The sequence below is a fragment of the Desulfovectis peckii genome (assembly GCF_055391705.1).
The window spans coordinates 1,064,913-1,089,878 of sequence record NZ_AP042409.1; the positions used below are offsets into that span (position 1 = coordinate 1,064,913).

Consider the following 24,966-nt stretch of genomic DNA (forward strand, 5'->3'; position numbering starts at 1 on the left):
TTTTATTTATTTTATTTTTTTATATAGATGCAGGGGCTTAAACTCTTTGCAGTTAACTGTCGAAAGCCCTCTAAGTTGATAGACTTTTTTCGGCATGTCTATTAAACAAAAATTAATAAAAATATCAGTATTGGGGATGCGTTTAGCGGTTTGAAACTGACAGTACTGACAATCATGAGTTTTTCTCCGGAAAGAAATTTTAGCAGAGTTTTTTACTGACATGGCGACCCCTCCTTTAATATATTGACGAAAAAACGAGGCAATAAGTGCCCAAAAATGACTAAAATTTTAAAAGAAAGGCAAAAAACTTTTTTTGCAGAGGATTTTGCCTACTTTTAATCAAATAAAATCAAAAATTTGATATAAACGGGGGAAAAAGCGAATGAAAAAATTTACTGCGGAAGAACTGAAAAAGGTTTTAACCAAAATGAGAAATCGAGAAAACTTGAGTGAAGAAGAGTTAGAAGGATTAAAAAAGTGCGTGCCGCTGCATTTGGATAAGGAGAATGCAGAAAAAATGTCCAAATTAGTCAGTGAAATCAGAGCGGGCAAACGTCCGCCAATGACACCGGAAGAAAGAGCGGCACTGCATAAAAAGAACATTGAGCTGACCATAAAAAACATGCAAAATACCCTTCCGAACGTTAGCGAACAGGAATTTCAACAAATATTATTGATGTGCGAATCTCTTCGCCAACAAATTAGGTAAGGTAATGCCATAGATAGTCTAATCTGCCTCTTTTAATAAAGTATATCCCGGAGAATTTCATTATTTTTCTGATTTTATCTCTGTATTTTGGAGCATAGCAGTGAATATCACAATTTTTGCAAGAGGGTTTGGGGTTTTTGGGGCAGTTCAACCGCCTTTTTACCGCATAGGTGCCAAGCTCTTCACATTCCGAACACAACTGCCATTTATTGCCTTCTAACCATACTTCTTTTTGGGCATGATGGTGGCATTGACAATAGGCCTCAATAAATTTTAGCAGTATTTTTAAGTCCTTTTCCACTTTGCCCATCAACATTTCCTCCTTTGCCCTGACTATATGATAGATCAGCACCGCCAAAATTGACATGATGTAGATCACAAACTAATACTTAACAACAAAGAAAGAACCGCTAATGAAAACGGTTCTTTCTTTAACTTATTGTATTAAATTCATTTGACAGCTGGTTTCATCCTCACCTTGTTGGCAGACATAAATTTGTTCACTGGCATCGGCAGCAACATGCATGTTGGGATAACGCCTTCTTACCTGTTCCATAGCCTCTTGAAGGTTGGCGGCATTAATTTCGCTACATGCTTCACCCGGTCCTCTGACAGTATATTTATTCATTAAAGTCACCTCCGTTAATAGTATGGACGAATTGCTTCCGCTGTATAATTGTTATCAGTAAAAATAGATAATGACAACGGTATTAGCTTGTGGTAAAATAAAAACAGTATATTAAATTAGCCAGTATGAGTTCAGCAGAGACAGCTACTAAAAACTGAATAAGAGGTGAGCGGAGATGAGCTAAGCCTAGTTAAGCATAGTATTAGTTTAGCGGAGAATAATATGCGTTTAACCGGGCAATTAGCCTGGTTTTTTTAGTTTAAGGCGCTTTGGGTTGAGAAGAGAAAAGTTGAGAAGAGGAGAGATGAGGATGAGTGTGAACATTGAAAAAACCTTGTCAAACAGTGAGCGGATGGTTGAACAGCCGGTTACCAAAACCAAATCGATAGCAATAGTAGCCATTTTAATTGCCATTGGTGCGGTGTTGCGCCTGTTTTCTCCAAATATTCTCGGAATAACTCCTAACTTTATCATTGCCATGTATTGCCTGGCAATCTTGTTATTACGCCCTACTTTTAAAGCAGCTTTTGGTATCGGTGTTGTGGCCGGAGCGGTGAGCATGATTTTCTCAAAATCACCGGTTCCCATGCTTAATTTAATCACTGAACCGACAGGGGCTTTGGTTTGTCTTTTGGCTGTCAGGTATTTACCGGATCTTACTTTAAAAAAATACACTTTTAAACCGATATTTGCCACACTGTTGGGCACACTGGCAAGCGGTGGCTTATACGTTTTGTTGAACTTCCGTTACGCCTTAAATTTGCCTGTTGATGCCATGCAGGCCGCCTTTATCGGTGTAGTTATTCCGGTAGCTTTAATTAATGCCGGGATGGCCCAGATATTGTATGCCCCGGTTAAAAAGTTTATCAAGCTTTAGCCCGAGGAGGAACCGGAATGACGGTATATATCATTGACAACTTGACCTTTTATTATCCGCAGACAAAAATACCGGCATTATCCGGTATAAACTTGACCGTTCGCAAAGGAGAATTTTTAGGCATTACCGGTCCGACCGGTGCCGGGAAAAGTACGCTGGTTAAATGTTTAAACGGCATTATTCCCCATTATCAAAAGGGTTCATTGCAAGGCAGTGTCTTGTTGAACGGTAAGCCCGTCCAACAAGATACCATTGCCAATATTGCCAGAAGGGTAGGCAGTGTTTTTGATGACCCGGAAGCGCAGATAATTTCGGCAGATGTGGAGCAAGAAATAATTTTTTCTCTGGAAAATATGGGTATTGACCCGAGTGAAATGAAAAGTCGCATTGATTGGGCTTTACAAAAGACCGGGCTAAGTGCTGTGAGACACAGCAGCACAAACGCCCTTTCCGGCGGACAGAAACAAAGGTTGGCTATTGCGGCGGTGCTGGCAATAAAACCACAGGTTCTGGTGTTAGATGAGCCCACATCGGAGTTGGATCCGCTGGGAACAAGAGAAATTTTTGAAATACTGGCCGAGTTAAATCAAAGAGAAGGCATTACGGTTGTGATAATCGAACAAAAGACGGAATATCTGGCGCGTTACGCCAGTAGAATTGTGATTTTAGATCAGGGGAAAGTAGCCGTTGACGGCCCTCCCCGCGATGTTTTTTCTCATTCAGAAAGGCTGTGGCATTTAGGTGTGCAGCCGCCTCAAATAGCACAATTGGCCCACCGCTTCGGCCAATGGCAGCAGCTGCCGATAACTGTATCTGAAGGTTTATCATACATTCAGAGTTTACGGAGTGGGATAAGTGAACAGAAAAGAAATTATTAAAACAGTAAATTTATCTTATCGTTATCAAAACGGTGTTAATGTTTTAAAAAACATCAATATTGCCGTAAAACCGGGAGAAATGGTAGCTGTTGTGGGGCAGAACGGTGCCGGCAAAACTACACTGGTCAAACATTTTAACGGCCTGTTAAAGCCTACTTCCGGTCATGTGCTGGTAAACGGCTGTGACACAGTAAATCACAAAGTTTCTGATCTTGCCCGTCATGTCGGCTTTGTATTTCAAAATCCGGATCATCAGATATTTCATGACAGCGTAGAAAAAGAAGTTGCTTTTGGGCTGTACAATGCCGGTTTCTCCTCGGCTGAAATCAGTGAACGGGTAGAAGAGGCACTGACTGCAGTGAAGCTAATAGAAAAACGCCATGTTTACCCCTATGAACTAAGTAAAGGCCAGCGACAGCGTTTGGCATTAGCGTCAGTGCTGGCAGTGCGTCCGGAAGTAATTGTGCTGGATGAACCGACTACCGGTCAGGATTATCGGGAAAGCAGGCAGATCATGAAAATGATCGCTGACTTAAATCAATCCGGTCACACCATTATCTTTATCACTCATGATATGTCACTGGTAGCGGAATTTGCTCAGCGTGTAATTGTGCTTTGTCAGGGGGAGCTATTGATTGACGGCCCGGTGCGGGAGGTTTTTACCAAACCACAGCTGTTGGCCAGAACTTTTTTGGAACTTCCTCCTGTCGTCAGGTTGGCGCAAAACCTGGGTCTTGGCAGTGGCTTTAGCTTACTGACGGTTGAAGAAGTTTATCGCGAACTGCTGCGTTCAATGCGAGGTGAAGCAGATGGCTTCAATTGTAGATTATTATCCCTGTAACTCTATCATTCACCGCTTAAATCCGCTTACTAAAATGATTTGGTTGATTGCGGTGATGGTTGTTGCCCTTACCTTTAATAATGGGATTTATTTGCTGCTGCTGTTGGGCAGTGTAGTGGCAGTGGCAGCGGCGGCAAAAGTGCTGCCCAAACTGCTGCCGATGTTTAAAGGGCTGTTGCTATTCAGCTTAATGCTGATTTTGCTGCAAGTACTTTTTTTAAAGCAGGGTGATATTTTAATTTATTTGTTGCCGGGAAAAAAACTGCCGGTATACAGTGAAGCCGTTTATTTGGGTATGGCAATGAGTATTAGGATGATGGCGATAGTACTTAGTTTTTTGGTTTTTTTGGCCACCACCCAATACAAAGACATTATCCTGACTATGCACCGCCAATTAAAACTGCCATACGACTATGTGTTTATGTTTATGACTGCGCTGCGCTTTATTCCGGCTTTTTTAACGGAGATCAAACTGGTTCGTGAAGCACAGGCTACCCGTGGCTGTTTGATCGACGGCAACAATCCCGTGATCAAAATAAAATCTTACGGGGCGGTGGCCGTGCCCCTGGTATTAATATCGCTGCAAAAAGCCGAACAGTTGGCAATGGCTATGGAAACAAGAGGTTACGGCAGCGGTCAGCGCACACAATACCAGGAAATGCTGATTACCGCTAAAGATTGGCTATTTATAATGCTTACGATAATTTTAACGATTGCTGCGATTGCCTTTAAAATAAGCGGCCATTAGGCAAAAAATATACCAAAGATGGAGGAACTGGCTGATGAAAAAACTGTTAATGGGAAACGAAGCAATGGCTTATGGCGCTGTAGAAGCAGGCGTTCAGCTGGCGGCAGCTTATCCGGGAACGCCTTCGTCTGAAATATTTTCCACGCTGGCAGCCATGGCAAAAGATAAAGGCATTTATACAGAATGGTCAACTAACGAAAAAGTGGCTTTAGAGGTTGCAGCAGGTGCAGCCTATGCCGGGGCGAGAGCGATGGTGACCATGAAACAGGTGGGGTTAAACGTCGCCGCCGACTCTATGATGACTTTAGCTTACATCGGCGTTAAAGGTGGGTTGGTAATAGTGGTTGCCGACGACCCCGGCCCGCACAGCTCACAAAATGAGCAGGATACCAGAAAATTTGCTCAGTTTGCTAAACTGCCGGTGCTTGATCCCTCTACACCGCAAGAAGCTAAGGACATGATCATTAAGGCTTTTGATATATCTGAAGAACTTGGCCTGCCGGTGATATTGCGGCCAACTACCCGTACCTGTCATGTCTGTCAGGATGTGGAAGTTTCTGATGTGCAAAATATAAAAAAACCGGAAGGATTTGTTAAAGATCCGGGCTGGGTGATAATGCCCGGTTTGGCCTTCAAACGCCACGTGTGGCTGAATAAACAGCAGGAAAAGGCCGCTGAAATCTTTGAAAACTTGCCCTTTAACGAAGTTGAACTGCAGGCAGACGTAGGCATTGTGGCCGGCGGCGTTTCTTATAACTACGTGAAAGAAGCACTGGCTATGCTGGGAGTTAAAGCTTCTATACTAAAGATTGGCACGCCCTATCCGCTGCCGAAGAAGTTGGCCTTGGAATTTTTAAGGCAGCATAAACGGGTATTGGTGGTAGAAGAACAAGAACCGGTGATTGAAGATCAGCTGATTAAAATTGCTTGGGAAGCAAAACTGCCCATAGAGATAGTCGGCAAATACCGCAGTTTTGTGCCGCGGGAAGGAGAATTAAATGTCAACAAAGTAGCAGATGGGATTGCCAAATTTATGGACCTGCCGGCTATGCAAAAAGATATTAGAAAGCTGCCGCAGCTGCCAATGCGGCCCCCGGTGCTCTGTGCCGGTTGCCCCCACCGCGCGTCATTTTATGCTATAAAGCAGGTGGCCGGTGACGATGCCGTTTATTCCGGAGATATTGGCTGCTACACGCTGGGCGGCATGGCTCCGTTAAATGCGGTGGATACCTGCCTTTGCATGGGGGCCGGCGTGAATATAGCGGCGGGACTCAACCGGGTGGAACCGGATAGAAAGCATATTGCCTTTTTGGGAGACTCAACCTTTTTCCATTCCGGTATACCGGGACTGATCAACGCCGTATATAACAAGGCAAATATCACCCTGGTTGTATTGGATAACCGCACCACGGCCATGACCGGACACCAGCCTCACCCGGGATTGGGGGTAAATGCCGTCGGTGATGCCACGGCAGCCGTTAATATCGCCCAAATTGCCGCGGCCTGTGGTGTCAAAAAGGTGCTGGAAGTAGACCCTTACAATTTAGAAGAAGCCAAAAAAGCCGCCCAAGAAGCCATTAACTATGACGGCCCGGCAGTGATAGTAATGCGCCGGGAATGTGCGGCGTTAAAATCGCGGGAGCGCAGAAATCCCCGCAAAATTAACCATGATACTTGCTTAGATTGCCGGATTTGCATTGAAGAGTTAGGTTGCCCGGCAATATACCTTGCCGATGGGCGGCCGGTTATTGATGACAAGTGTACCGGATGCGGGCTGTGTGCTCAGCTTTGCCCGGCCGAAGCAATCGAGGAGGTGCTTTAAAGTGAAATTAGATATTGTCATTACCGGGGTAGGCGGACAAGGCAATGTTCTGGCTTCAAGAATTTTAGCGCAAACAGCGATGGAAGCCGGCTACCCGGTGCGCACCTCTGAGGCTATCGGCATGGCGCAACGGGAAGGGGTAGTAATGAGCCAAGTGCGCATTGGAGATGAAGCAAGAGGGGCATTGATACCGAACGGAGCGGGAGATGTACTGCTGGGAATGGAACTTGCTGAAACTGTGCGCGGTTTGCCAATGTTAAAAAAAGATGCAGTGGTCATTGCCAATTCAGCTACAATCATTCCCGTAACTGCCGCTTTGGGTATGTCTGAGTACCAAACCGATGAATTAATCAGTTATTTAAAAAATAATACCGCTCACCTTCATTTGTTTGATGCCACAAGTTTAGCGGTCGAAGCCGGTACATTTAAAGCTACCAACATAGTGCTTTTAGGAGCGCTGGCATCGTTAAATATTTTACCTTTTACCGGCGAACAGCTTTTAGACAACATTCTTAGTGCGGTGCCGCCGAAATTTAAAGAGATTAACAAACTTGCCTTTGAGCTGGGCTATAAAGCTCTGGAGGTGTAATGACCATGGCAGTGACCAAAGAAGCGATAAAAGATTGTTATGATTTTTTAAGCTTAACGGCTATGCAAGAAGAAAAATTAAGAGTACTGGTTCAAAAATTATATGATCACTCTCCCTTTTATCGGCAAAAGCTGGATAAACACGGGATTAAGCCTAAGCATATTAGAACAATAAAGGATTTGGCCAACGTCCCCTTTACTACGAAATCAGAATTACGAGAAACCTATCCCTTAGGCCTGATGGCTGTTCCGGAAGAGGAAGTGGTGCGCATTCACTCCTCATCCGGCACTACCGGGAAGCCGATTATCATACCGTACACCGCAAATGACGTGCAAACTTGGAGAGAGATGATGGCCCGCTGCCTGACAATGGTCGGTGTGACTAATAAAGACCGCGTACAAATTACCCCCGGTTACGGCTTATGGACGGCAGGTATCGGTTTTCAAGCCGGTGTGGAGGCGGTTGGAGCTATGGCTGTCCCCACCGGCCCGGGAAACACTGAAAAACAATTAGAGCTAATGCAAGATTTACAGACCACCGTTCTTATCGGCACTTCATCATACGGCCTGCTGCTGTCAGAAGAAATTTGCCGCCGGGGAATCAGAGATAAGTTGGCATTGCGCATCGGCATATTTGGCTCGGAACGTTGGGGCAGTAAAATGCGGGCTAAAATTGAAGAAAACCTCAACATTGAAACCTTTGATATCTATGGACTGACGGAAATCTACGGACCGGGCATTGGCATAGACTGCCACCACCATAACGGCATACATTATTGGGCCGATCACCTGTTATTTGAAATTATCGACCCCGTTACCGGCGAACAACTGCCCTTAGGTGAAACCGGCGAATTGGTTATTACCACCTTAACCAAAGAAGGAATGCCGCTTTTGCGTTACCGTACCCATGATATTACCTGCTTAAAAGTAGAACGATGCGCCTGTGGTTCACCCTATCCGCTGATGGGCCGGGTACTGGGTCGCAGCGATGATATGGTAAAAGTTAAAGGGGTAAATATTTATCCCGGACAAATTGATCATGTTTTAAAAGAAACGCCGGGTGCCGGCAGTGAATATCAGTTAATATTAACCCGCAGCGGCGGCAAAGATAAAATAACCGTGCGCATTGAACATGAAGAGGGCTATCAGCCCAATGAAGTGGCCTCTGCATGTCAGCAGATCATTAAAAGTAAAATCGGCGTACTGGCGGAAGTAGAAGCAGTGCCCCAGGGCACCCTGCCGCGCAGTGAAAAGAAAACCAGGCGAATTTTTGACCACCGGGAAGAAAATATGTAAATAAATATTAGTTACGGATAACAACAACAGTAACCCTTTATCGGTTGCTGTTGTTATTTTTGTGTTGCTATTAACGGTAATAAGGGTTACTATGTAAGTTAGCTGCAAATTAATGACCCGGAGGCATTTATGAGCGCAACACTAAAGATTATCTTGGCAATGATTACCTGGGGCAGTATCGGTGTGTTCGTCAAAAATATTGACCTGCCGTCACTTGAGATTGCTTTTTTGCGAGCGGCAATTGCCACCGTATTTTTAGCCGCTGTATCTTATCGGCTCAGAGAGGTAAAAAGCCGGCAAAATATAATAAGTAACAAGTATTTGCTGCTTATTTCCGGTATAGCATTGGGTTTAAACTGGGTGCTGTTATTTCAAGCCTATCGCTATACCACCATTGCAAACTCTACACTAAGCTACTACATGGCACCGATCATAGTGGCGCTGCTGGCGCCGATATTTTTTAAAGAACGGTTAACTTTAAGCAAACTGCTGGCGGTGCTGGGGGCCATGGCCGGTTTAACGGTGATACTCTCCGGTCAGCCGGCAACGAGTGAGGTTAACTACAATCACCTGCTGGGTATTGGGTACGGGTTATTGGCGGCACTGTTTTATGCCTGCGTTGTTATTGTCAATAAGCACCTGAAAGGCATATCAGACTTTGATACCGCTTTTGTGCAGATTGCCATTGCCGCCATAGTTTTGCTGCCGTTTATCCTTTACCGCAAGTCACTGGTTATTCAATCCGCTGACTGGATTTGGATTGTAATTTTAGGCATTGTACATACCGGGCTGGCATATTTACTGTACTTTTCCGGAATAAAAAAAGTGCCCGCGCACAGCGTGGCCGTGTTGAGCTATATCGACCCGGTAGCGGCCGTAGCTTTTGGTACGCTGTTTCTTAGCGAGCCATTATCGATTTGCAGTATTATCGGCGGACTGCTAATATTAGGCTCCACTTACTGGGGAGCACAACAAAGAACTTAAGACGTTAGAATTTTTATTCCATTAGCTTATTGTTTTAGGCGACAGGAAGATTGTTCTCCTGTCGCTTTTTTTTGTTAAATAATTTATTGTTTACAGTAGAAAATCGTGGTAACATTAAACTAAGTAAACTATAATAGTGACATTAGTTTACCTTTTAAGGGCAGAGGGGGAAGTCTATGAAGAGGAAAAAGAAAATTTTAATTATTATCGGGCTGGCAGTGATAGTCGCAGCAAGCTCTTTTTGGCTTTGGCAGACCTACTATAGTGAAGGTGAGGAACTAATCAAGGCTACAGGCACTATAGAAGGTACCAGTGTGGATATAAATGCCAAAATAGCCGGCACAATTGAAGTTTTAAATATAAATTCAGGTGATTTTGTTAAAAAAGGAGATCTGATAGCAGAGTTAAGCCGCAATGATTTAGTAGCACAACGGGAAAGAGATGAATTAAGTGTAGCCAAGGCTGAGGCCAATTTGGCTGATTTGCAGTCGGGGGCGAGAGAGCAGGAGATGCGGGAAGCGGAAGCCGGTATAAATATTATTCGCACCAAACTAAAACAGGCAGAAGATGAATTAAAAAGGAAAGAAGTGCTTTTTAAAGAGAAGGCAATTACCGAAGTGGAATACGAAAATGCCCAAAATCAAGTAGAAATACTGAAAAATGAACTTGTTGCCGCACAAGCCCGCTATGACCTCTTAAAAGCGGGAAGCAAGCCGGAAGTGATTAATGCGGCGCAGGTGGAAGTGGCACGTACCAAAGCGGTGCTAAAAGCGACGGATGCTATGCTGGCCGATCTAAAGCTTTATGCCCCGATGGACGGTATCGTGCGGTCAAAGAATTTTGAAGTTGGGGAATATGTCACAGCGGGTGATGCAATAGCAACAATTGTTAACATGGATGACCTATGGATAAAGGTATATATCCCGACGGTTGACCTTCCCAAGATTGCTGTAGGTGACAAGGTTACTTTTACCGTTAGCGGTTTGTCGAAAAAATTTACCGGTGTTGTAGAAGAAATTGCTACCAAGGGAGAATATACTCCGAAAACCATTCAAACGGAAAAAGAGCGAGCCAATGTGGTCTTTGCCGTAAAAATAGGGATTAGCAGCGAAGGGGGCATTCTCAAGCCCGGCATGCCTGCCGATGTCATATTTACCGGCGGTGGTCGGGATGATTAAAGCGGAAGGCGTGAGTAAGTCTTTTGGTTACGTGCAGGCGGTAAGAGATGTGAGCTTGCAGGTAAACAGGCAGGAAATTTACGGTTTAGTGGGACCGGACGGAGCGGGTAAAACCACTTTAATGCGCATCATTTGCGGACTTATTACCCCGGAACGCGGTCAAGTGAAAGTGCTGGGAGTGGCCCCGGAAAAATTGGCGGAAAGAGACAAATTTGGCTATATGCCTCAGCGATTTAGCCTCTATGGAGATTTGACGGTAATGGAAAATATCAGCTTTTTCGGAGCGATGTATAATCTGGACAAAAAGACCATTACAAAGCGGGCCGATGAAATATTAGAGATTACCAATCTAATTCAGTTTAAGGATCGCTTTGCCGCAAATCTTTCCGGAGGGATGAAGCAAAAATTATCCCTTACCTGTGCCTTGATTACCCGCCCTAAGATCCTGGTTTTAGACGAACCCACTTATGGAGTGGATCCCCAATCACGGAAAGATTTCTGGAAAATTCTTTATGACCTGAACAAAGACGGGATGACGATACTTATTTCTACCCCTTATATGGACGAAGCGGAACTTTGTACCAGGGTAGCCTTTATGAACCAAGGCAGGATAGTGAAAATTGATACCCCCCAGGCATTTAAAAATAAATATCCCTTTACTGTTTTGGAATTGCAGACGCCGGTAAAACAAACGAATATCTTGGAAAACCTGCAAGAGGTGCAGGATGTTTACTTTTTGGGCAACCGTTATCATTTAGTACTTAAAGAGAAGGTAGCAGTAGAGAATATGAGCCGACTACTAAAACAAAAGGGGATTCCGGTCACCTCACTTAAGATCGTCAGACCTTCCATGGAAGATGTTTTCGTTTCCCTGGCTGAGAAAGAGGTGGTCTAATGGATTATGTAGTAGAAACTACTGATTTGACCCGCGTATTTGGCGATTTTACCGCTGTCGATAAGCTGAATATAAAAATTAAACCCGGTGAAATTTACGGCTTTTTGGGGCCCAATGGGGCGGGCAAATCCACCGCGATTAGAATGCTCTGCGGTATTTTGGCACCTACCGCCGGATCGGCGAAAGTTTTAGGTTATGATCTTGTCCGGGAGACAGAAAAAATAAAAAGCGGCATCGGCTATATGTCGCAAAAATTTAGCTTATATGATGACCTTACCGTTATCGAGAACTTAAATTTTTATGCCGGAATTTATGGCCTGCCCGGGAACAGACGGAAGGAACGGATAAAGGAACTGCTGGCCATGGCCGGTTTATTGGGGCGGGAAAGGGAGCCGGTAGCTAATCTTAGCAGCGGTTGGAAACAACGGCTGGCTTTGGGCTGTGCCATTATTGCCCGGCCTTCCCTTGTTTTTTTGGACGAACCTACCAGCGGCGTAAGTCCTACCGGTAGGAGAATGTTTTTTAATATTATTCAGGAATTAGCTAACCAGGGTACGACGATTATGATTACCACCCATTTTATGGACGAAGCGGAACGCTGCCATAAAATTGCCTTTATTTCCGGGGGCAAGTTAATAGCCGTTGATACTCCGGACAATTTAAAAAGAAATGTCTTAAAGGGATGTTTAGTTGAGTTGGATATTCCCCAGGCCATGGAGAAAACAAGCAGCTTGAAAAAATTGCCCTATGTAAAAGATTGTACGGTACATGGCTCCTTACTGCATGTTTTATTGGCCGATGAAAAGTATATTAATGACTTGCGTAAATTTTGCGGTGTAGATCCCAAGCCCATAGTGCCGTCACTGGAGGATGTTTTTATAGCCTTAACCAAAGAAAAACAGTTGGGTGATAGCAATGCATAGAATTATAGCCATTTTAAAGAAAGAATTTTTGCAAATGCGCCGGGACAGAATGACCCTGGGGCTGATATTTATGCTTCCCTTAGTTCAGCTTTTGCTTTTTGGCTATGCCATTCAGACCGAAGTAAAACATATACCTACGGTTGTATTTGATCAGTCGTTAAGCAGCGAAAGCAGAGATTTGTTAGATTCATTCAGTGCCTCCGGTTACTTTGACGTAAAATATATCGCTAACGGGTACGATGAGGTAAACAGAATGATTGACAGCGGTAAAGCCAAGGTGGGAATTATCTTTCCGCCCGACTTTGCAGCCAGCGTTAACCGGGGGGTTCCCGCTCAGGTGCAGGTGCTGGTGGATGCCAGTGACAACATGGTTGCCAACCAGGCTATCGCCATAGCTAATTCGATAGGGCTAATTAAGTCGCAGGAAGCACTGGCCCAAAAAATGAAAACGATTGCCCCGCTGTATGACATCAGGGTGCGCCCTTGGTATAATCCAGATGGGATAACGGCTTATTATATGGTGCCGGCCATTTTAGGTATAGTGGTTACTATGACTATGGTGCTGCTGACATCTATGGGCATTGTGCGGGAACGGGAACAGGGAACTTTAGAACAATTAATGGTAACACCGATTAAATCTTTGGAGTTAATGCTGGGCAAAACCTTACCCTATATTGTTTTGGGCTATTTACAAATCACGGTGGCTTTGATCATCAGTGTGACCGTTTTTAAAGTGCCTATCCGGGGCAGTATTTTAGAGCTGTATCTGTTAACCCTCTTTTTTATTACCGCCTCTTTAGGGTTGGGTATCTTGATTTCCAATGTGGCGAAGACACAAATGCAGGCTATGCAAATGGGCTTTTTTGTAATGCTGCCGAGCATATTGCTCTCTGGCTTTATGTTCCCCCGGGATGCAATGCCGACTTTTATTTATTATCTTAGCAATTTAATTCCCTTGACTTATTATCTGGATATTATTCGTGGTATAGTATTAAAAGGTATTGGCTTTCCCTATTTAGTAGGGCAGGTTGTGTGTTTATTAGTTTTTTCGCTGGTGGTGTTAATTGCCAGCACCTTGAAGTTTAAAAAGAAAATCGCCTAATTACTAACCTGATATTAGTGACCGGCACCATGTAAAGCTAAATGTAAAAGTCACGGTGCCGCACCCTAGGTTTGGACATTCCTCAACTAAAGAAATAATTAAAAGAGAGGTGTGTCCCCTTGTCTTAGTAAGGAGGTATTGAACATTAAACAGAGAATTCTTACGGCTTTTCAGGAACTTTCCAAAAAAAAAGGCTTCTATCGAGTAACGATGGACGAGCTGGCGGCTGTAGCAGGCATAAGTAAGCGCACCATTTATCGCTATTTTCGCAGTAAAGATGAAATAATAGAAGCTACTTTGGAAAAATTTATGACCGAGGTGGCCGGTAAAATGGAAGAAATAGCTGCCACCCCACTCAAACCGGAGGAACTGGTTAACCGCATGCTTAAAACAATACATTTTGTGGGCGGTTACATCGGTAATCCTTTAGTTTTAGATGATTTGCGTCAACATTACCCTCATTATTGGAAAAAAATTGATGAATTTCGCATGAAAAAAGCACAAGAGATTATAATTTCTAAATTACTTTTAGATGAAAAAAACAAAGAATATATCCGGGATATTGATCCGCGGATTGTAACCGCAGCGATGTTTGCTTCAATTAAAGCGGTTGCCAATCCGGAATTTATTATTACCAACGGCTTAACCTTTGATGATACCATTCGACAGCTAATGGATTTTTTTCTACATGGAATTTTGAAGGAAAATCATTGATGAATACAGCTTAACTTTTCAACCTAAATCTTAGATTTAGGAAAAATATATTTTACGTTAACTTGGTAATAATTTACTTAAAGCGATAATTCGGGGGATGAAAATTGAACTATGATTTAATTGTAGTCGGCGGCGGACCGGCAGGCATGTTAGGTGCGGCAACCGCTGCCGAAAATGGCTTAAAGGTATTGCTGCTGGAAAAAAACAATAAGCTGGGCCGTAAAATGTACATTACCGGTAAAGGCCGCTGTAATGTAACTAATTATGGCGACAGGGAAGACTTTTTTAATAATGTGGTTACTAATAAAAAATTTCTTTACAGTGCCTATCATGCTTTTGACAATTACCGGTTAATTGAGCTATTGCATTCATTGGGTGTAAAAACCAAGGTAGAGCGCGGCAACCGGGTATTTCCGGCCTCAGATAAGTCCAGCGATGTAATTAAGGCCCTTACCAAATATTTGGAGCAGACAGGGGTAGATGTTAAATTAAACTGCGAAGTGAAAGAGGTACTGAGCGGCAACCGGTGTGTCACCGGTGTTAGGTTAACCGACGGCACAGTATTTAACGGTAAAAAGGTGCTCATTGCTACCGGCGGCATGTCTTACCGGCAGACTGGTTCTACCGGTGACGGGTACGAAATGGCTAAGCGGTTGGGGCATACCATAAAGGAAATAAAACCGGCATTGGTTCCGCTGGTAGTTAAAGAAGATTGGGTTAAAGAGCTGCAGGGGTTAACATTAAAAAACGTGACGGTAAAAGCTATTGCGGACGGCAAAGTAAGGGCGGAACAATTCGGCGAAATGCTGTTTACCCACTTTGGCGTATCCGGCCCGATTATACTGACACTGAGCAGCTTATTGAAAAAGTATCTGGCCGGGCCGATTACCTTAAGAATTGACCTCAAACCGGCATTATCAGATGAGCAGTTGGATGCCCGTTTATTAAGGGATTTTGAGAAATATGCCAACAAACACTTAAAAAACGCTCTGGATGACTTGCTGCCGAAAAAGATGATTGCGGTGGTATTAAGACTATCCGGTTTGGATATTCATAAAGAGGTAAATCAAATTACCAAAAAAGAGCGCCGAAAATTACTGCATACACTAAAGAATATAGACTTGACGGTAACCGGCACCTTAGACCTAAATTATGCAATTGTTACCAGCGGGGGAATAAACGTAAAAGAGATAAACCCCTCAACATTAGAATCGAAAATAGTAAAGGGGCTTTACTTTGCCGGCGAGGTGATCGATGTCGATGCCTTAACCGGCGGCTATAATATGCAAATTGCCTTTTCTACCGGGTATTTGAGCGGGTTCAGCGCTGCTATGGAAAACAGATAAACAAAAAAGCACTTCACTTAAGATAGGTGAAGTGCTTTTTTATTGGCGGAGAGAAAGGGATTCGAACCCTTGAGACGAGTTCAACGCCCGTCTACACGATTTCCAGTCGTGCGCCTTCAACCAACTCGGCCACCTCTCCGTTTATCTATGGCGGAGTGGGTGGGATTTGAACCCACGCTGGCCCAAAAGACCACTAACGGTTTAGCAAACCGTCCTCTTCAGCCACTTGAGTACCACTCCGGGATTGTTTAAATAAAAAATGGCGGAGCTGACGGGATTCGAACCCGCGATCTCCTGCGTGACAGGCAGGCATGTTAGGCCACTACACCACAGCTCCGCAGTGGTGGGCGATGACAGGCTCGAACTGCCGACTTCCTGCTTGTAAGGCAGGCGCTCTCCCAACTGAGCTAATCGCCCATTTTGGCAGCGCAATTATAATAATAACATTTTTTTAAAAATATATCAATAGCATTTTACTATAGATTAAATTACTCTTCTATTAAAGTCAAATATATACGACACGACTTCTGAATTATTGCAGTGTTTAAATTGAAAAAAGTCAGCTTTTTTCTTGATTAGCTGCTTTACCGATTGGTATTTTGTTGATTACCGCTGCCATATGCCGCCTGTTGATATGAGTATAAATACGGGTAGTGGCGATGTTATCGTGGCCTAAAAGTTCTTGCAGTTCTTCTAATTTAGCGCCGCTTTCCCGGAGCACGGTAGCAAAAGAATGGCGCAGTTTATGAGGTGTAATATTGCTTGACAAACCGGCCAGTTGCACATACTTTTTCACGATGTTTTCTAACGCTCTGCTAGAAAAACGTTTGTTTAACCGAGAAATAAATAATATGTCTTTATCCTGCGGTGCCACGCAATCATGGGGGCGAACTTCCAAGTATTTTTTTATCGCGGCATAACATGGTTCGGTCAAGGGGATTTCCCGCTCTTTGTTGCCTTTGCCAATCAGGCGCAAGAAGCTTCCCTCAGCGGTTTCAATGATACCGCTTATTTTTACATTTGCCAACTCCGATACCCTAAGCCCGGTATGCAAAAACATAATTATAATCGCATAGTCTCTGATTTTATAAGGAGAGTTACTGGTACTTACCGCCTTTAACAGTTTGTTTGCCTCATCTACAGTAAGATAAACCAGCTGCCGCTTTGGTGGATCGTGAAGGGACATTCTCACCGGGTTTTGCGGCATTAAATCTAAAATTTGTACTAGGTAATTATAAAACGATTTAAGGGAAGCCAGCTTGCGCGCATCGGCATGATAAGGGTCGCCCTTTTTTTGCCGCGGGCGGGTACTGATAAAATCAGTAAAATAGCACTCGACGGTCTTGGGGGTTACCGCCAACAGATGCCGGTCGGTAACAAGCGCCGGTGAGACCTGTTGAATAAGTTTATGGATATCGGAACCATTATCTGCCGGCAGTTCCGCAATGCCAAACTCTAAGGCCAGCCAGCGGCAGAAGAGGCTTAAGTCTATGGCATATTCTTTTACGGTAGCTTTGCTGCAGTGTTCGGTCTTATATTTATACTCAAGAAAACGCTGTATTAGCGGTGGTAACTGCATAGATAGAAAACCTCCGTTAACAATATGTTCGGTGTTGTTCGCTTACCTATTTCTAGATTTAAATAAAAAAACCCTTTAATTCTATGATATTGGAAAATGCAGGTTAGCTAAGGGCTAATTTAAAAATTAGCAAAGCTTAATGAACATTGAATGAACAGTTTGGCCACTGATAGAATAATTTACAATAAAAGGGAAAAAAGATGGGAGGGATGGAAGTATGATGGATGAACTGTGGAGAAAAATGCGTGAAATTGAAGAAACTATGAGTAAGTTACATCAATCAATGCTTTCTGATTTTGACCGTTTATTTAACGCTTATAATAACGCTATTGATTCACAGAAGCTGCCGCCTGAAAAGGAGCAGCAAAATATAAAAACTTCCTATGTTAAATTCTATGCCAAAAGGGAAATAGACTCTCATGGTAAAAACCTGCAGGAAGCGTATTTAGACGTAAACGGTGATAAAAAGTACTGGAAAAAAGACGGTGACAACGAAATACTGATGGAACCAAATAAAAAGGGCAATGAATACCTGGAAAAAATGTGGCGCAAATTTTTGCCACACTGGAAGGATAAAATATAATCTAGTTTACTTAATATATTATTATGTAACCACCACCTTGGAAGGGTGGTTTATTATTTAATAGGGGGGTAAAATGCCGGCCGGGGAGCCAAGCCCCCAATACCGATGTAGACTGGGGGCAATTATGCAAAAATGTTTGCTAAGAGATAATAAAAAGCGGCTTTTTCAGCAAAGAAAACGTTACCATATGAAGAATAAAAAGCGCATAGGTTCTCGAAAATACACCGGCAAACCTAACAACTACAAGGCCTAAGAAAACATGGGGTTGCAAGAACAATAATTCCCTTTAGGAAAAATAATAAAGCCAGGGTAGTACAGTTTACCCTGGCTTTATTGTGCGTATTTATCGTCTTCTTGGCGGGAATTTTGTCACAAATTAAAAAACAACAGGCACTAATTTTAGCTAATTTCTACTGGGATAGTTAAAAATTTTCCTTTAATTTCCGGAAGAATTTAAACTTGTTAAATAAAATTTAGTTTTATTGGAGGAAAATATAATATAATAGCGAATATTTTGGTAAAAAAATGAAAAAGGAGGAAGACTAAGTTATATACAGTTAGTTGACGAACCTGTTATAGTGCCGCCATGTAAATAGCCTTTAACAGTACAACCTTTTTTAGAATAATAGCGAGATTGTCTACCGTATATTTAACGGTTACTTCTTTAGCAATCCGCTGATTAATCGGCACATAATGCACATAAGGTTGTACTTGTGTAGGGAGGTGAGGTGACCGGTTAAATGAAGAAAAAACTTTTGTGGTTGGCAGGTTTAGCATTTGCCGGTTTTGCATTGATGCTGTTAACCAAGGTTCCTGCCCTGGGATTGGATAAGGCAGAGTTTTGCGGTACATGTCACGCAATGGATGCACAGGTAGAAACCTACTTGCATTCTGCCCATCGGTCAGGTGCCACCTGTGGTGACTGTCATATTCCCCATGGCTTGGTGACCGGTGCCACCTATAAAGCATATACCGGGACCAAGGATTTATACCGAGTGGTTACAAACACTACCCCGGCGGAAATCAGAATGACTGGGCTAGGTGAAGACATAGTGCAAAATAACTGCTTTAGGTGTCACGGGCAAATGATGGAATTGGTGGGGGACACCAAGGAAAATGGCGGAAGATTCTGCTTTGATTGTCACCGTATACACCGCACCTAAAATAGTGAAAGGGGTGATTATTTAATTGATTCCTGCAAAGTATCGGAATTTAGCCATCTTTTCGCTGATAGCGGTTGTCATCTTAGGGGGATCGGCTTTGTATTTCTTTACCGCCCACAACACCGACCTAGAGGAAAAACCAATTGGTGAGATCCCAGCCAATGAGGCAGACCCGGCGGTGTGGGGTAAATACTATCCCAAGCATTACGACAGTTACATGGAAAACTTAAAAAATACCGACAAGCCATCGCACTTTGAAACCAAGCCTTACATGGAGCTCCTCTATGCCGGTTTGGGTTATGCCAATGAATTTAACGAACCACGGGGTCACCTGTATACATTAGAAGATATCCGGGAGGTTGATCCCAGTAGATACAAAACCGGTGCAGCCTGTAACACCTGTAAATCCTCGCAAATACCCGAACTAATCAAAAAATACGGTGAAGACTACTACCTAAAATCATTCGAAGAAATCAACAAACAACTGAAGCACCCCATCGCCTGTTTAGACTGTCACGATCCCAAAACAATGGATTTAAGAATCAGCCGGCCGGCTTTAATTGAAGCCTTTGAACGTCAAGGAAAGGATATTACTAAAGCCACCCGGCAAGAAATGAGAACTTTAGTCTGTGCCCAGTGCCACGTAACCTACTATTTCCAGCCGGAAACCAAGAAGCTGACTTTCCCTTGGGATAAGGGCATTAAAGCAGACGAAATTCTCGCTTATTATGATGAAAAGAACTACAGCGAATGGTACCATCCCGATGCCGGAACAGGCTTAGTTAAAGCCAGACACGCCGAATATGAAATTTTTATGAACAGTACCCACCAGTCTGCCGGATTAGCCTGTGCCGATTGCCATATGCCTTACGTTAAGCAGGGCAACGTTAAAATCGTCTCCCACTACTGGACAAGTCCTCTCAATAACATTGAGCAGAGCTGTACCGTTTGCCACCGCGAAGGCGTAGATTGGCTGAAATCTAGGGTAGAGGAAATTCAAACCAAGACCAAAGAAGTGCAGGACATTGCCGGTGAGGCGATGGTACAAGCCGTTAATGAAATTAAGATTGCCAAAAACACCCCCGGTGTTAACCAAGAACTGCTGAAGCAGGCCCAGGAAATGCACCGCAAGGGTCAGTGGTATTTAGACTATGTCATGGTCACCAACGGTTACGGATTCCATAACCCCATAGAATCAATAAACAATTTGAGTAAGGCCATAGACTATGCCCATAAAGCGGTTCAATTGGCCAGAGAATCTGTAAAATAATGGAGTGAATAGTTTGACAGACAACAATAGCAACTTGACAAAGTCCGGAGGGAAGGGGATTATAAATCTCCTTTCCTCCATGAAAACCGGTCTGTTTCTTTTATTGTTATTGGGTGCTGCCTCATCCATCGGTAGCTTAATTCCTCAGGGTGAGGCCGCTGCTTTTTATAAAGCCCATTACGGTGAACTAATGGGCGGTTTTATTGTGCTGTTGTCCCTGCATGAATTATATAGCTGCTGGTGGTTCATTGGGTTGGGCATTCTCTTTGCCATCAATATCCTCTGTTGTTCTTTAAGGCGTATTAAAACCATAAGGGGTGCCCGCCAAGTCGGTTCTGTATTACTGCACTGCAGTATCCTGGTTATTTTTGTGGGCTCGGTAGTATCCGGCCTGTTGGGCCAAAGCGAAACCGTTGAGCTGGGTACCGGGGAATCAATAAATTTGGCTACTAAAGGATTTCCGGAGTACACCCTAAAAGTGCATGACTTTGAGATTGAGTATTACGATACCTATGAACCCAAGCAGTACATTAGCAAGGTTTCTTTATCAAGCAAAGACAGCCAAGTAAGCACAGATATCAGTGTAAACCACCCGCTAAAGGCAGAGGGCTTTACCATTTATCAAATGAGCTATGGCTGGAAGACCGAAGGCAGCATTAACATCGACGGCACAAAGAAAAAATTTGATCTGATAAATGGCGGTGAAATGCCGGTGGCCGAGCACGTTAATTTAAAAACAATTTTTGTGCCGGATTTTGATCCCCATAGCGGCAGTTTACAATCAAGGACACCCCTTCCCAATAACCCGCACCTGGCTTGTGCCCTGGTGCAGCACCAACAGTTAATTGACGTGCAGGTGATCCCTCTGGGAGAAACAAGAGTAATAGGTGGGTATCCCGTCACGTTTACTAGTTATAAATATTACACCGGACTGGAGGTAAAAAGAGACCCGGGGGTAAAGATTGTCTATGCCGGCTTTGCTTTACTGACGTTAGGGTTTTTAATACGGTATTTTGCACCGGCTAAGGGCAAGGGCAAGCAAGATGCTGACAAAAGCGAGGTGAAGGCATAATGGAAGCAACATTTAACCTGGCGGCCTATTTTTTACTTTTTGTTGGCGTAATTTTTAGCCTAATATCGTTGTGGAAGCCCCATAAAACCATTAGCAAGCTGGCATTATTGGCAATTGTATTGGCCTTCATTTGCTTAACGGCGGCTCTTTTAGCCCGAAGCTTTGTCAGTGGCAGACTGCCCTTTGCCACTATGTATGAATTTACATTTCTTTTTGCCTGGGGTATTTTACTGTTTTTAATCATCCTCAACAGAAAATTCTCTTCAAATCTGTTAACAGCACTGGCAGGACTGTTAACCATAGTCATAATTACCTATGGCAGTACGCTGCCATCGGAGATCAGGCCACTTATGCCCGCTCTGCAAAGCAGATGGCTGGAAATTCATGTGATTACCGCCATTATTGCCTACGGTGCCTTTGCACTTTCCTGCTGTTTGGGTATTTTGTATTTAGTAAAAGCCAAATCAGCTGAGCGAGGATTAGATAAACTGGATGCCGCCCTACATTGGTCGGTGGTGGTGGGATTCCCCTTTATGACCTTGGTGTTAATTAGCGGTGCCGTATGGGCCGAAGAAGTTTGGGGGCGCTGGTGGAGTTGGGATCCTAAAGAAACCTGGGCATTAATCACCTGGCTAATCTATGCCGGCTATTTGCATGCCCGTAAGACCTACGGCTGGCAGGGTAAAAAGGCTGCCATAATGGCTATAGTTGGCTTTGCAGCGGTGCTGTTCACCTTCTTCGGCGTTTCACTACTGCTACCGGGCGACCACAGTTATGTGTAAAACACACAGTCTATAAGCTTTTGCTTATACATGGTATCAAATAAAAAGTATTTTACTTATTTGCTCTTTAGGGTTAAAATTTAACCAAGTAAAGCAATTTATATTAATCGGCGGAAAAAATTACAGCCGGGTTAACATCCTATTGCTATAAGTAAAATTTTATGACCCTAAGGAGCTGATTGCATATGACAATCTTTAATATTCTAAAAGACAAACTGGATGATAAACAATATCAAAACGTTCTAGATTTGGCAGCCAAATTCGGTTATTACATGGAATCTAACGAAGAAAAAGAGGAACCTTTGATGAAACTTAGTTGTCCCAACTGTGAAAGAATCAAAAAGATACTGGCCAATTATGGATGTCACATAGAGTGCCAAAACTAGGAGAGTCCCCGCCGTTGGGAACTCTCTTTTTTACTGTTCTGCATCCTATGTGTGTAAAGTGTGGTATGATAATAGTAAATGTTGCATTTAATTTGCAGAGGGAGCGGAGGTAAAATGGGGCCATATCAATTAGAGATATTCAAAACAGTGGTAGAAAAGAAGAGTTTTTCTGCTGCTGCCAAGGCTTTGTTTATCTCTCAACCGGCGGTAAGCATGCATATACGCGCACTGGAAGAATATTATAAAACCAAATTATTTGATCGGGCTAATCAACAAATAACCCTTACCGAAACCGGGCGTATTCTCTACGATTATGCTGTCAAAGTTTTAAATTTGTTAAATCAAGCAGAAAAGGAAATTTCCAGCTATACCGGACAAATAGTGGGCCCGTTAGATATAGGAGCCAGTTTTACCGTAGGGGAATATGTGGTGCCTAAATTGTTAGGGATTTTTAATAAACTAAATCCCGGGGTTAAGGCTTCCCTGCGAGTGACCAACACAGAACATATAGTAAAACTGGTGTCCAGACAAAAGCTGGATTTAGGTTTTGTAGAACACAGTTTGGTAGAACACAGTGTAGATGCCCGCAATCTAATTGTTAACCCGATAATGCAGGACGAATTGCAGGTGGTCTTTTCACCGGAACATCCTTGGGCAAATCGAAAAACAATCACTATACAAGAACTTAAAGATATGCCTTTGGTGCTAAGAGAACATGGCTCCGGCACAAGAAGGATGGCCGAGGAAAGGCTGGAAGAGGCCGGATTTGACCTGGATCAGCTGAACGTAATTATGGAGCTGGGCAGTACCGAGGCAGTAAAAGAAGCCGTTGAAGCAGGCTTTGGTATCACCATTATTTCCCGCTGGGCGATACAAAAGGAATTAAAACTAGGCACATTACTGTCTGCAAGAATTGAAGACGTCAACATGTCAAGGAATTTTTATCTAATCTACCACAAAGATAAGTTTAAGCCGCTGGTGGTAGAAAAATTTATTGAATTTCTTATTTCATACTGTAAGGAATATTCTTAAAGGGGCAGCATTCTAATTAAAATAACTATACTTGCCTACCGGGCAAATTTGTTTTGGCATTCGGCTTGCCCCATTCTATTTGCAAAAACGATAATTCCCTTAAGGGGCATAACAAAACCAGGGTAATACAGTTGCCCCGGTTTTATTATGCCTATTTTGAGGATTGGGTTGGATAATATGTATTCTGAGATTGTTCCGATAGATTATCGGATAATTTCCAATATAAATAATTTTATTTCCGCTATTAGGAGGAAAATGTTACTATATGGAGAATAAACAGTGCAAAACGGCTGAAAAATAACCGGTAAAGCTATAGTTATGGTTTTGATTTATTAACTTTTATTTGCGAACACCTTTGCTGTACAAAATTCCCCGTAGGTTCTCGCAAACCTCTAAGCCTACAAAATACAGTACTTTGACAATTTAGGCAGTAAAGTATAAGGGGTATTTTGCCAATCTTCTTTAGGTGCTCGAAAACACACCGCCAAACCCAATAACCACAAGGGATAGGGATACAAGCGGTTGTAAAAACAATAATTCCCTTAGGGGAATTGAAACTGGTGAAACCCCAGGAGGGGAGATTTTCTCCCTTTCCGTTGTAAAAACAATAATTCCCTTAGGGGAATTGAAACATTAAAAACTCATCTGAGCCGTACACTTTTTCTTTGTACTTCACAAGTTGTAAAAACAATAATTCCCTTAGGGGAATTGAAACATACCAAGGAACTTCATTTGTTGCTTACCTGTTGTTTCGTTGTAAAAACAATAATTCCCTTAGGGGAATTGAAACGTAGCTATCAGTATACGAGGGTCTAATCCATGCGATATGTTGTAAAAACAATAATTCCCTTAGGGGAATTGAAACACTAATTAAAAAATACGTTTCCAAAAACAAAAAACAGTTGTAAAAACAATAATTCCCTTAGGGGAATTGAAACTTATTATAATGAGGAATGCTTTCCTCTTTATAAGCACGTTGTAAAAACAATAATTCCCTTAGGGGAATTGAAACAAGAACGCAAAACAATTTACAAAATCATATGGATACGTTGTAAAAACAATAATTCCCTTAGGGGAATTGAAACAATAGTTTAACGAGCTTCCCGTTCCGCATTTTCTGCCGTTGTAAAAACAATAATTCCCTTAGGGGAATTGAAACTTTAATCACTTTAAATTACCCCTCCTTGACTTCTACAGTTGTAAAAACAATAATTCCCTTAGGGGAATTGAAACACGCTTTTATTCCGTGCAAGGGAATAAAAGCGGGAGTTGTAAAAACAATAATTCCCTTAGGGGAATTGAAACATGAGGTTTGAATCGCAATACTATCCACTTCTTTTAGCGTTGTAAAAACAATAATTCCCTTAGGGGAATTGAAACTTCTCTCTTTTGCATCTTGCTCTGGGCCTTATCAAGTTGTAAAAACAATAATTCCCTTAGGGGAATTGAAACCACCGACATCCGCAACGAATCTGCTTCCATTGAAAAGTTGTAAAAACAATAATTCCCTTAGGGGAATTGAAACTATTCTTGCAGTCGGATTGCTTCAGTTATCTGTTGCTGGTTGTAA

General features: G+C 42.9%; 25 protein-coding genes, 4 tRNA genes and 1 CRISPR repeat array (1 of these 30 cut by a window edge). Of the genes, 21 read left to right on the plus strand and 8 right to left on the minus strand.

The genetic code is table 11. The annotated features are described in order from the left end of the window. Positions 1-6: 6 nt before the first annotated feature. Positions 7-222 carry a hypothetical protein gene (locus ACZ5NG_RS05365; RefSeq protein WP_464252959.1) on the minus strand — a complete coding sequence of 72 codons (216 nt, stop codon included), beginning with the start codon at positions 220-222 and terminating at the stop codon, positions 7-9. A 160-nt stretch (positions 223-382) separates the two neighbouring features. On the opposite strand from ACZ5NG_RS05365, the gene ACZ5NG_RS05370 reads away from it, so the two are divergent. After that, entirely contained in the window at positions 383-709 is a 327-nt protein-coding gene (locus ACZ5NG_RS05370) for a hypothetical protein (protein ID WP_464252960.1), read from the plus strand. Here the strand turns inward: ACZ5NG_RS05370 and ACZ5NG_RS05375 are convergent. Beyond that, on the minus strand, positions 702-1,019 hold the full coding sequence (locus ACZ5NG_RS05375; RefSeq protein ID WP_464252961.1) for a nitrous oxide-stimulated promoter family protein: 318 nt from the start codon (positions 1,017-1,019) through the stop codon (positions 702-704). The genes ACZ5NG_RS05370 and ACZ5NG_RS05375 overlap by 8 nt on opposite strands. 126 nt (positions 1,020-1,145) lie before the next feature. Next, the gene (locus ACZ5NG_RS05380) at positions 1,146-1,337 is read right to left on the minus strand and encodes a hypothetical protein (RefSeq protein ID WP_464252962.1); all 192 of its coding nucleotides are present in this window, start codon (positions 1,335-1,337) and stop codon (positions 1,146-1,148) included. A 310-nt stretch (positions 1,338-1,647) separates the two neighbouring features. Here ACZ5NG_RS05380 and ACZ5NG_RS05385 point away from each other — a divergent pair, with 310 nt between their 5' ends. The 14 genes from ACZ5NG_RS05385 (at position 1,648) to ACZ5NG_RS05450 (ending at position 15,529) form a co-directional block, all read left to right on the plus strand. Next, complete coding sequence (locus ACZ5NG_RS05385; protein ID WP_464252963.1) at positions 1,648-2,214, plus strand: tryptophan transporter; 567 nt, start codon at positions 1,648-1,650, stop codon at positions 2,212-2,214. Between the two features lie 17 nt (positions 2,215-2,231). Then, complete coding sequence (locus tag ACZ5NG_RS05390) at positions 2,232-3,092, plus strand: energy-coupling factor ABC transporter ATP-binding protein (protein WP_464252964.1); 861 nt, start codon at positions 2,232-2,234, stop codon at positions 3,090-3,092. Then, entirely contained in the window at positions 3,070-3,933 is an 864-nt protein-coding gene (locus tag ACZ5NG_RS05395) for an energy-coupling factor ABC transporter ATP-binding protein (RefSeq protein WP_464252965.1), read from the plus strand. The genes ACZ5NG_RS05390 and ACZ5NG_RS05395 overlap by 23 nt, the downstream gene beginning before the upstream one ends. After that, on the plus strand, positions 3,902-4,681 hold the full coding sequence (locus ACZ5NG_RS05400; RefSeq protein ID WP_464252966.1) for an energy-coupling factor transporter transmembrane component T family protein: 780 nt from the start codon (positions 3,902-3,904) through the stop codon (positions 4,679-4,681). The genes ACZ5NG_RS05395 and ACZ5NG_RS05400 overlap by 32 nt, the downstream gene beginning before the upstream one ends. 34 nt (positions 4,682-4,715) lie before the next feature. Continuing rightward, positions 4,716-6,503 (plus strand): indolepyruvate ferredoxin oxidoreductase subunit alpha, encoded by a 1,788-nt coding sequence (gene iorA / locus ACZ5NG_RS05405; RefSeq protein WP_464252967.1) that lies wholly within the window; start codon positions 4,716-4,718, stop codon positions 6,501-6,503. Between the two features lies 1 nt (position 6,504). Then, positions 6,505-7,092, plus strand: coding sequence for an indolepyruvate oxidoreductase subunit beta (locus tag ACZ5NG_RS05410; RefSeq protein ID WP_464252968.1), 588 nt, complete (start codon positions 6,505-6,507; stop codon positions 7,090-7,092). 5 nt (positions 7,093-7,097) lie between these two features. Further along, positions 7,098-8,387 carry a phenylacetate--CoA ligase family protein gene (locus tag ACZ5NG_RS05415; protein ID WP_464252969.1) on the plus strand — a complete coding sequence of 430 codons (1,290 nt, stop codon included), beginning with the start codon at positions 7,098-7,100 and terminating at the stop codon, positions 8,385-8,387. Positions 8,388-8,516: 129 nt separating this feature from the next. Next, complete coding sequence (locus ACZ5NG_RS05420; RefSeq protein WP_464252970.1) at positions 8,517-9,371, plus strand: DMT family transporter; 855 nt, start codon at positions 8,517-8,519, stop codon at positions 9,369-9,371. A gap of 176 nt (positions 9,372-9,547) precedes the next feature. Then, positions 9,548-10,549, plus strand: a complete 1,002-nt coding sequence (locus ACZ5NG_RS05425; RefSeq protein ID WP_464252971.1) for an HlyD family secretion protein — start codon at positions 9,548-9,550, stop codon at positions 10,547-10,549. Next, a complete protein-coding gene (locus ACZ5NG_RS05430; protein ID WP_464252972.1) occupies positions 10,542-11,444 on the plus strand; it encodes an ABC transporter ATP-binding protein in 903 nt (300 codons plus the stop codon). Before ACZ5NG_RS05425 ends, ACZ5NG_RS05430 begins: the two co-directional genes overlap by 8 nt. Further along, on the plus strand, positions 11,444-12,367 hold the full coding sequence (locus tag ACZ5NG_RS05435; protein WP_464252973.1) for an ABC transporter ATP-binding protein: 924 nt from the start codon (positions 11,444-11,446) through the stop codon (positions 12,365-12,367). The genes ACZ5NG_RS05430 and ACZ5NG_RS05435 overlap by 1 nt, the downstream gene beginning before the upstream one ends. Beyond that, a complete protein-coding gene (locus ACZ5NG_RS05440) occupies positions 12,360-13,469 on the plus strand; it encodes an ABC transporter permease (protein WP_464252974.1) in 1,110 nt (369 codons plus the stop codon). The genes ACZ5NG_RS05435 and ACZ5NG_RS05440 overlap by 8 nt, the downstream gene beginning before the upstream one ends. 138 nt (positions 13,470-13,607) lie before the next feature. Next, positions 13,608-14,183: a TetR/AcrR family transcriptional regulator gene (locus tag ACZ5NG_RS05445; protein WP_464252975.1), complete on the plus strand. Its 576-nt coding sequence runs from the start codon at positions 13,608-13,610 to the stop codon at positions 14,181-14,183. 104 nt (positions 14,184-14,287) lie between these two features. Further along, positions 14,288-15,529 carry a BaiN/RdsA family NAD(P)/FAD-dependent oxidoreductase gene (locus ACZ5NG_RS05450; RefSeq protein ID WP_464252976.1) on the plus strand — a complete coding sequence of 414 codons (1,242 nt, stop codon included), beginning with the start codon at positions 14,288-14,290 and terminating at the stop codon, positions 15,527-15,529. Between the two features lie 43 nt (positions 15,530-15,572). On the opposite strand, the gene ACZ5NG_RS05455 is transcribed toward ACZ5NG_RS05450, so the two are convergent. The 5 genes from ACZ5NG_RS05455 to ACZ5NG_RS05475 all read right to left on the minus strand — a co-directional run bounded on the left by ACZ5NG_RS05455 (position 15,573) and on the right by ACZ5NG_RS05475 (position 17,108). Beyond that, positions 15,573-15,668, minus strand: a tRNA-Ser gene (locus ACZ5NG_RS05455). A gap of 9 nt (positions 15,669-15,677) precedes the next feature. After that, positions 15,678-15,769: transfer RNA gene (locus ACZ5NG_RS05460), tRNA-Ser, on the minus strand. A 20-nt stretch (positions 15,770-15,789) separates the two neighbouring features. Next, a tRNA-Asp gene (locus tag ACZ5NG_RS05465) sits at positions 15,790-15,866 on the minus strand. Positions 15,867-15,870: 4 nt separating this feature from the next. After that, positions 15,871-15,946, minus strand: a tRNA-Val gene (locus tag ACZ5NG_RS05470). Positions 15,947-16,088: 142 nt separating this feature from the next. Then, positions 16,089-17,108: a tyrosine-type recombinase/integrase gene (locus ACZ5NG_RS05475; RefSeq protein ID WP_464252977.1), complete on the minus strand. Its 1,020-nt coding sequence runs from the start codon at positions 17,106-17,108 to the stop codon at positions 16,089-16,091. A 217-nt stretch (positions 17,109-17,325) separates the two neighbouring features. Here ACZ5NG_RS05475 and ACZ5NG_RS05480 point away from each other — a divergent pair, with 217 nt between their 5' ends. From ACZ5NG_RS05480 to ACZ5NG_RS05505, 6 genes are all read left to right on the plus strand, one after another. Then, entirely contained in the window at positions 17,326-17,691 is a 366-nt protein-coding gene (locus ACZ5NG_RS05480) for a hypothetical protein (protein WP_464252978.1), read from the plus strand. 740 nt (positions 17,692-18,431) lie between these two features. Continuing rightward, positions 18,432-18,854 carry a NapC/NirT family cytochrome c gene (locus ACZ5NG_RS05485; RefSeq protein ID WP_464252979.1) on the plus strand — a complete coding sequence of 141 codons (423 nt, stop codon included), beginning with the start codon at positions 18,432-18,434 and terminating at the stop codon, positions 18,852-18,854. Between the two features lie 25 nt (positions 18,855-18,879). After that, entirely contained in the window at positions 18,880-20,124 is a 1,245-nt protein-coding gene (locus tag ACZ5NG_RS05490) for an ammonia-forming cytochrome c nitrite reductase subunit c552 (protein WP_464252980.1), read from the plus strand. Between the two features lie 13 nt (positions 20,125-20,137). Beyond that, positions 20,138-21,196, plus strand: coding sequence for a cytochrome c biogenesis ResB family protein (locus ACZ5NG_RS05495; protein WP_464252981.1), 1,059 nt, complete (start codon positions 20,138-20,140; stop codon positions 21,194-21,196). Next, positions 21,196-21,978 (plus strand): cytochrome c biogenesis protein CcsA, encoded by a 783-nt coding sequence (gene ccsA / locus ACZ5NG_RS05500; RefSeq protein WP_464252982.1) that lies wholly within the window; start codon positions 21,196-21,198, stop codon positions 21,976-21,978. Before ACZ5NG_RS05495 ends, ccsA begins: the two co-directional genes overlap by 1 nt. Positions 21,979-22,478: 500 nt before the next feature. Then, entirely contained in the window at positions 22,479-23,396 is a 918-nt protein-coding gene (locus ACZ5NG_RS05505; protein WP_464252983.1) for a selenium metabolism-associated LysR family transcriptional regulator, read from the plus strand. A gap of 521 nt (positions 23,397-23,917) precedes the next feature. Beyond that, positions 23,918-24,966: direct repeats of the CRISPR family, unit length 37 nt; unit sequence GTTGTAAAAACAATAATTCCCTTAGGGGAATTGAAAC; it runs 181 nt beyond the window's last position.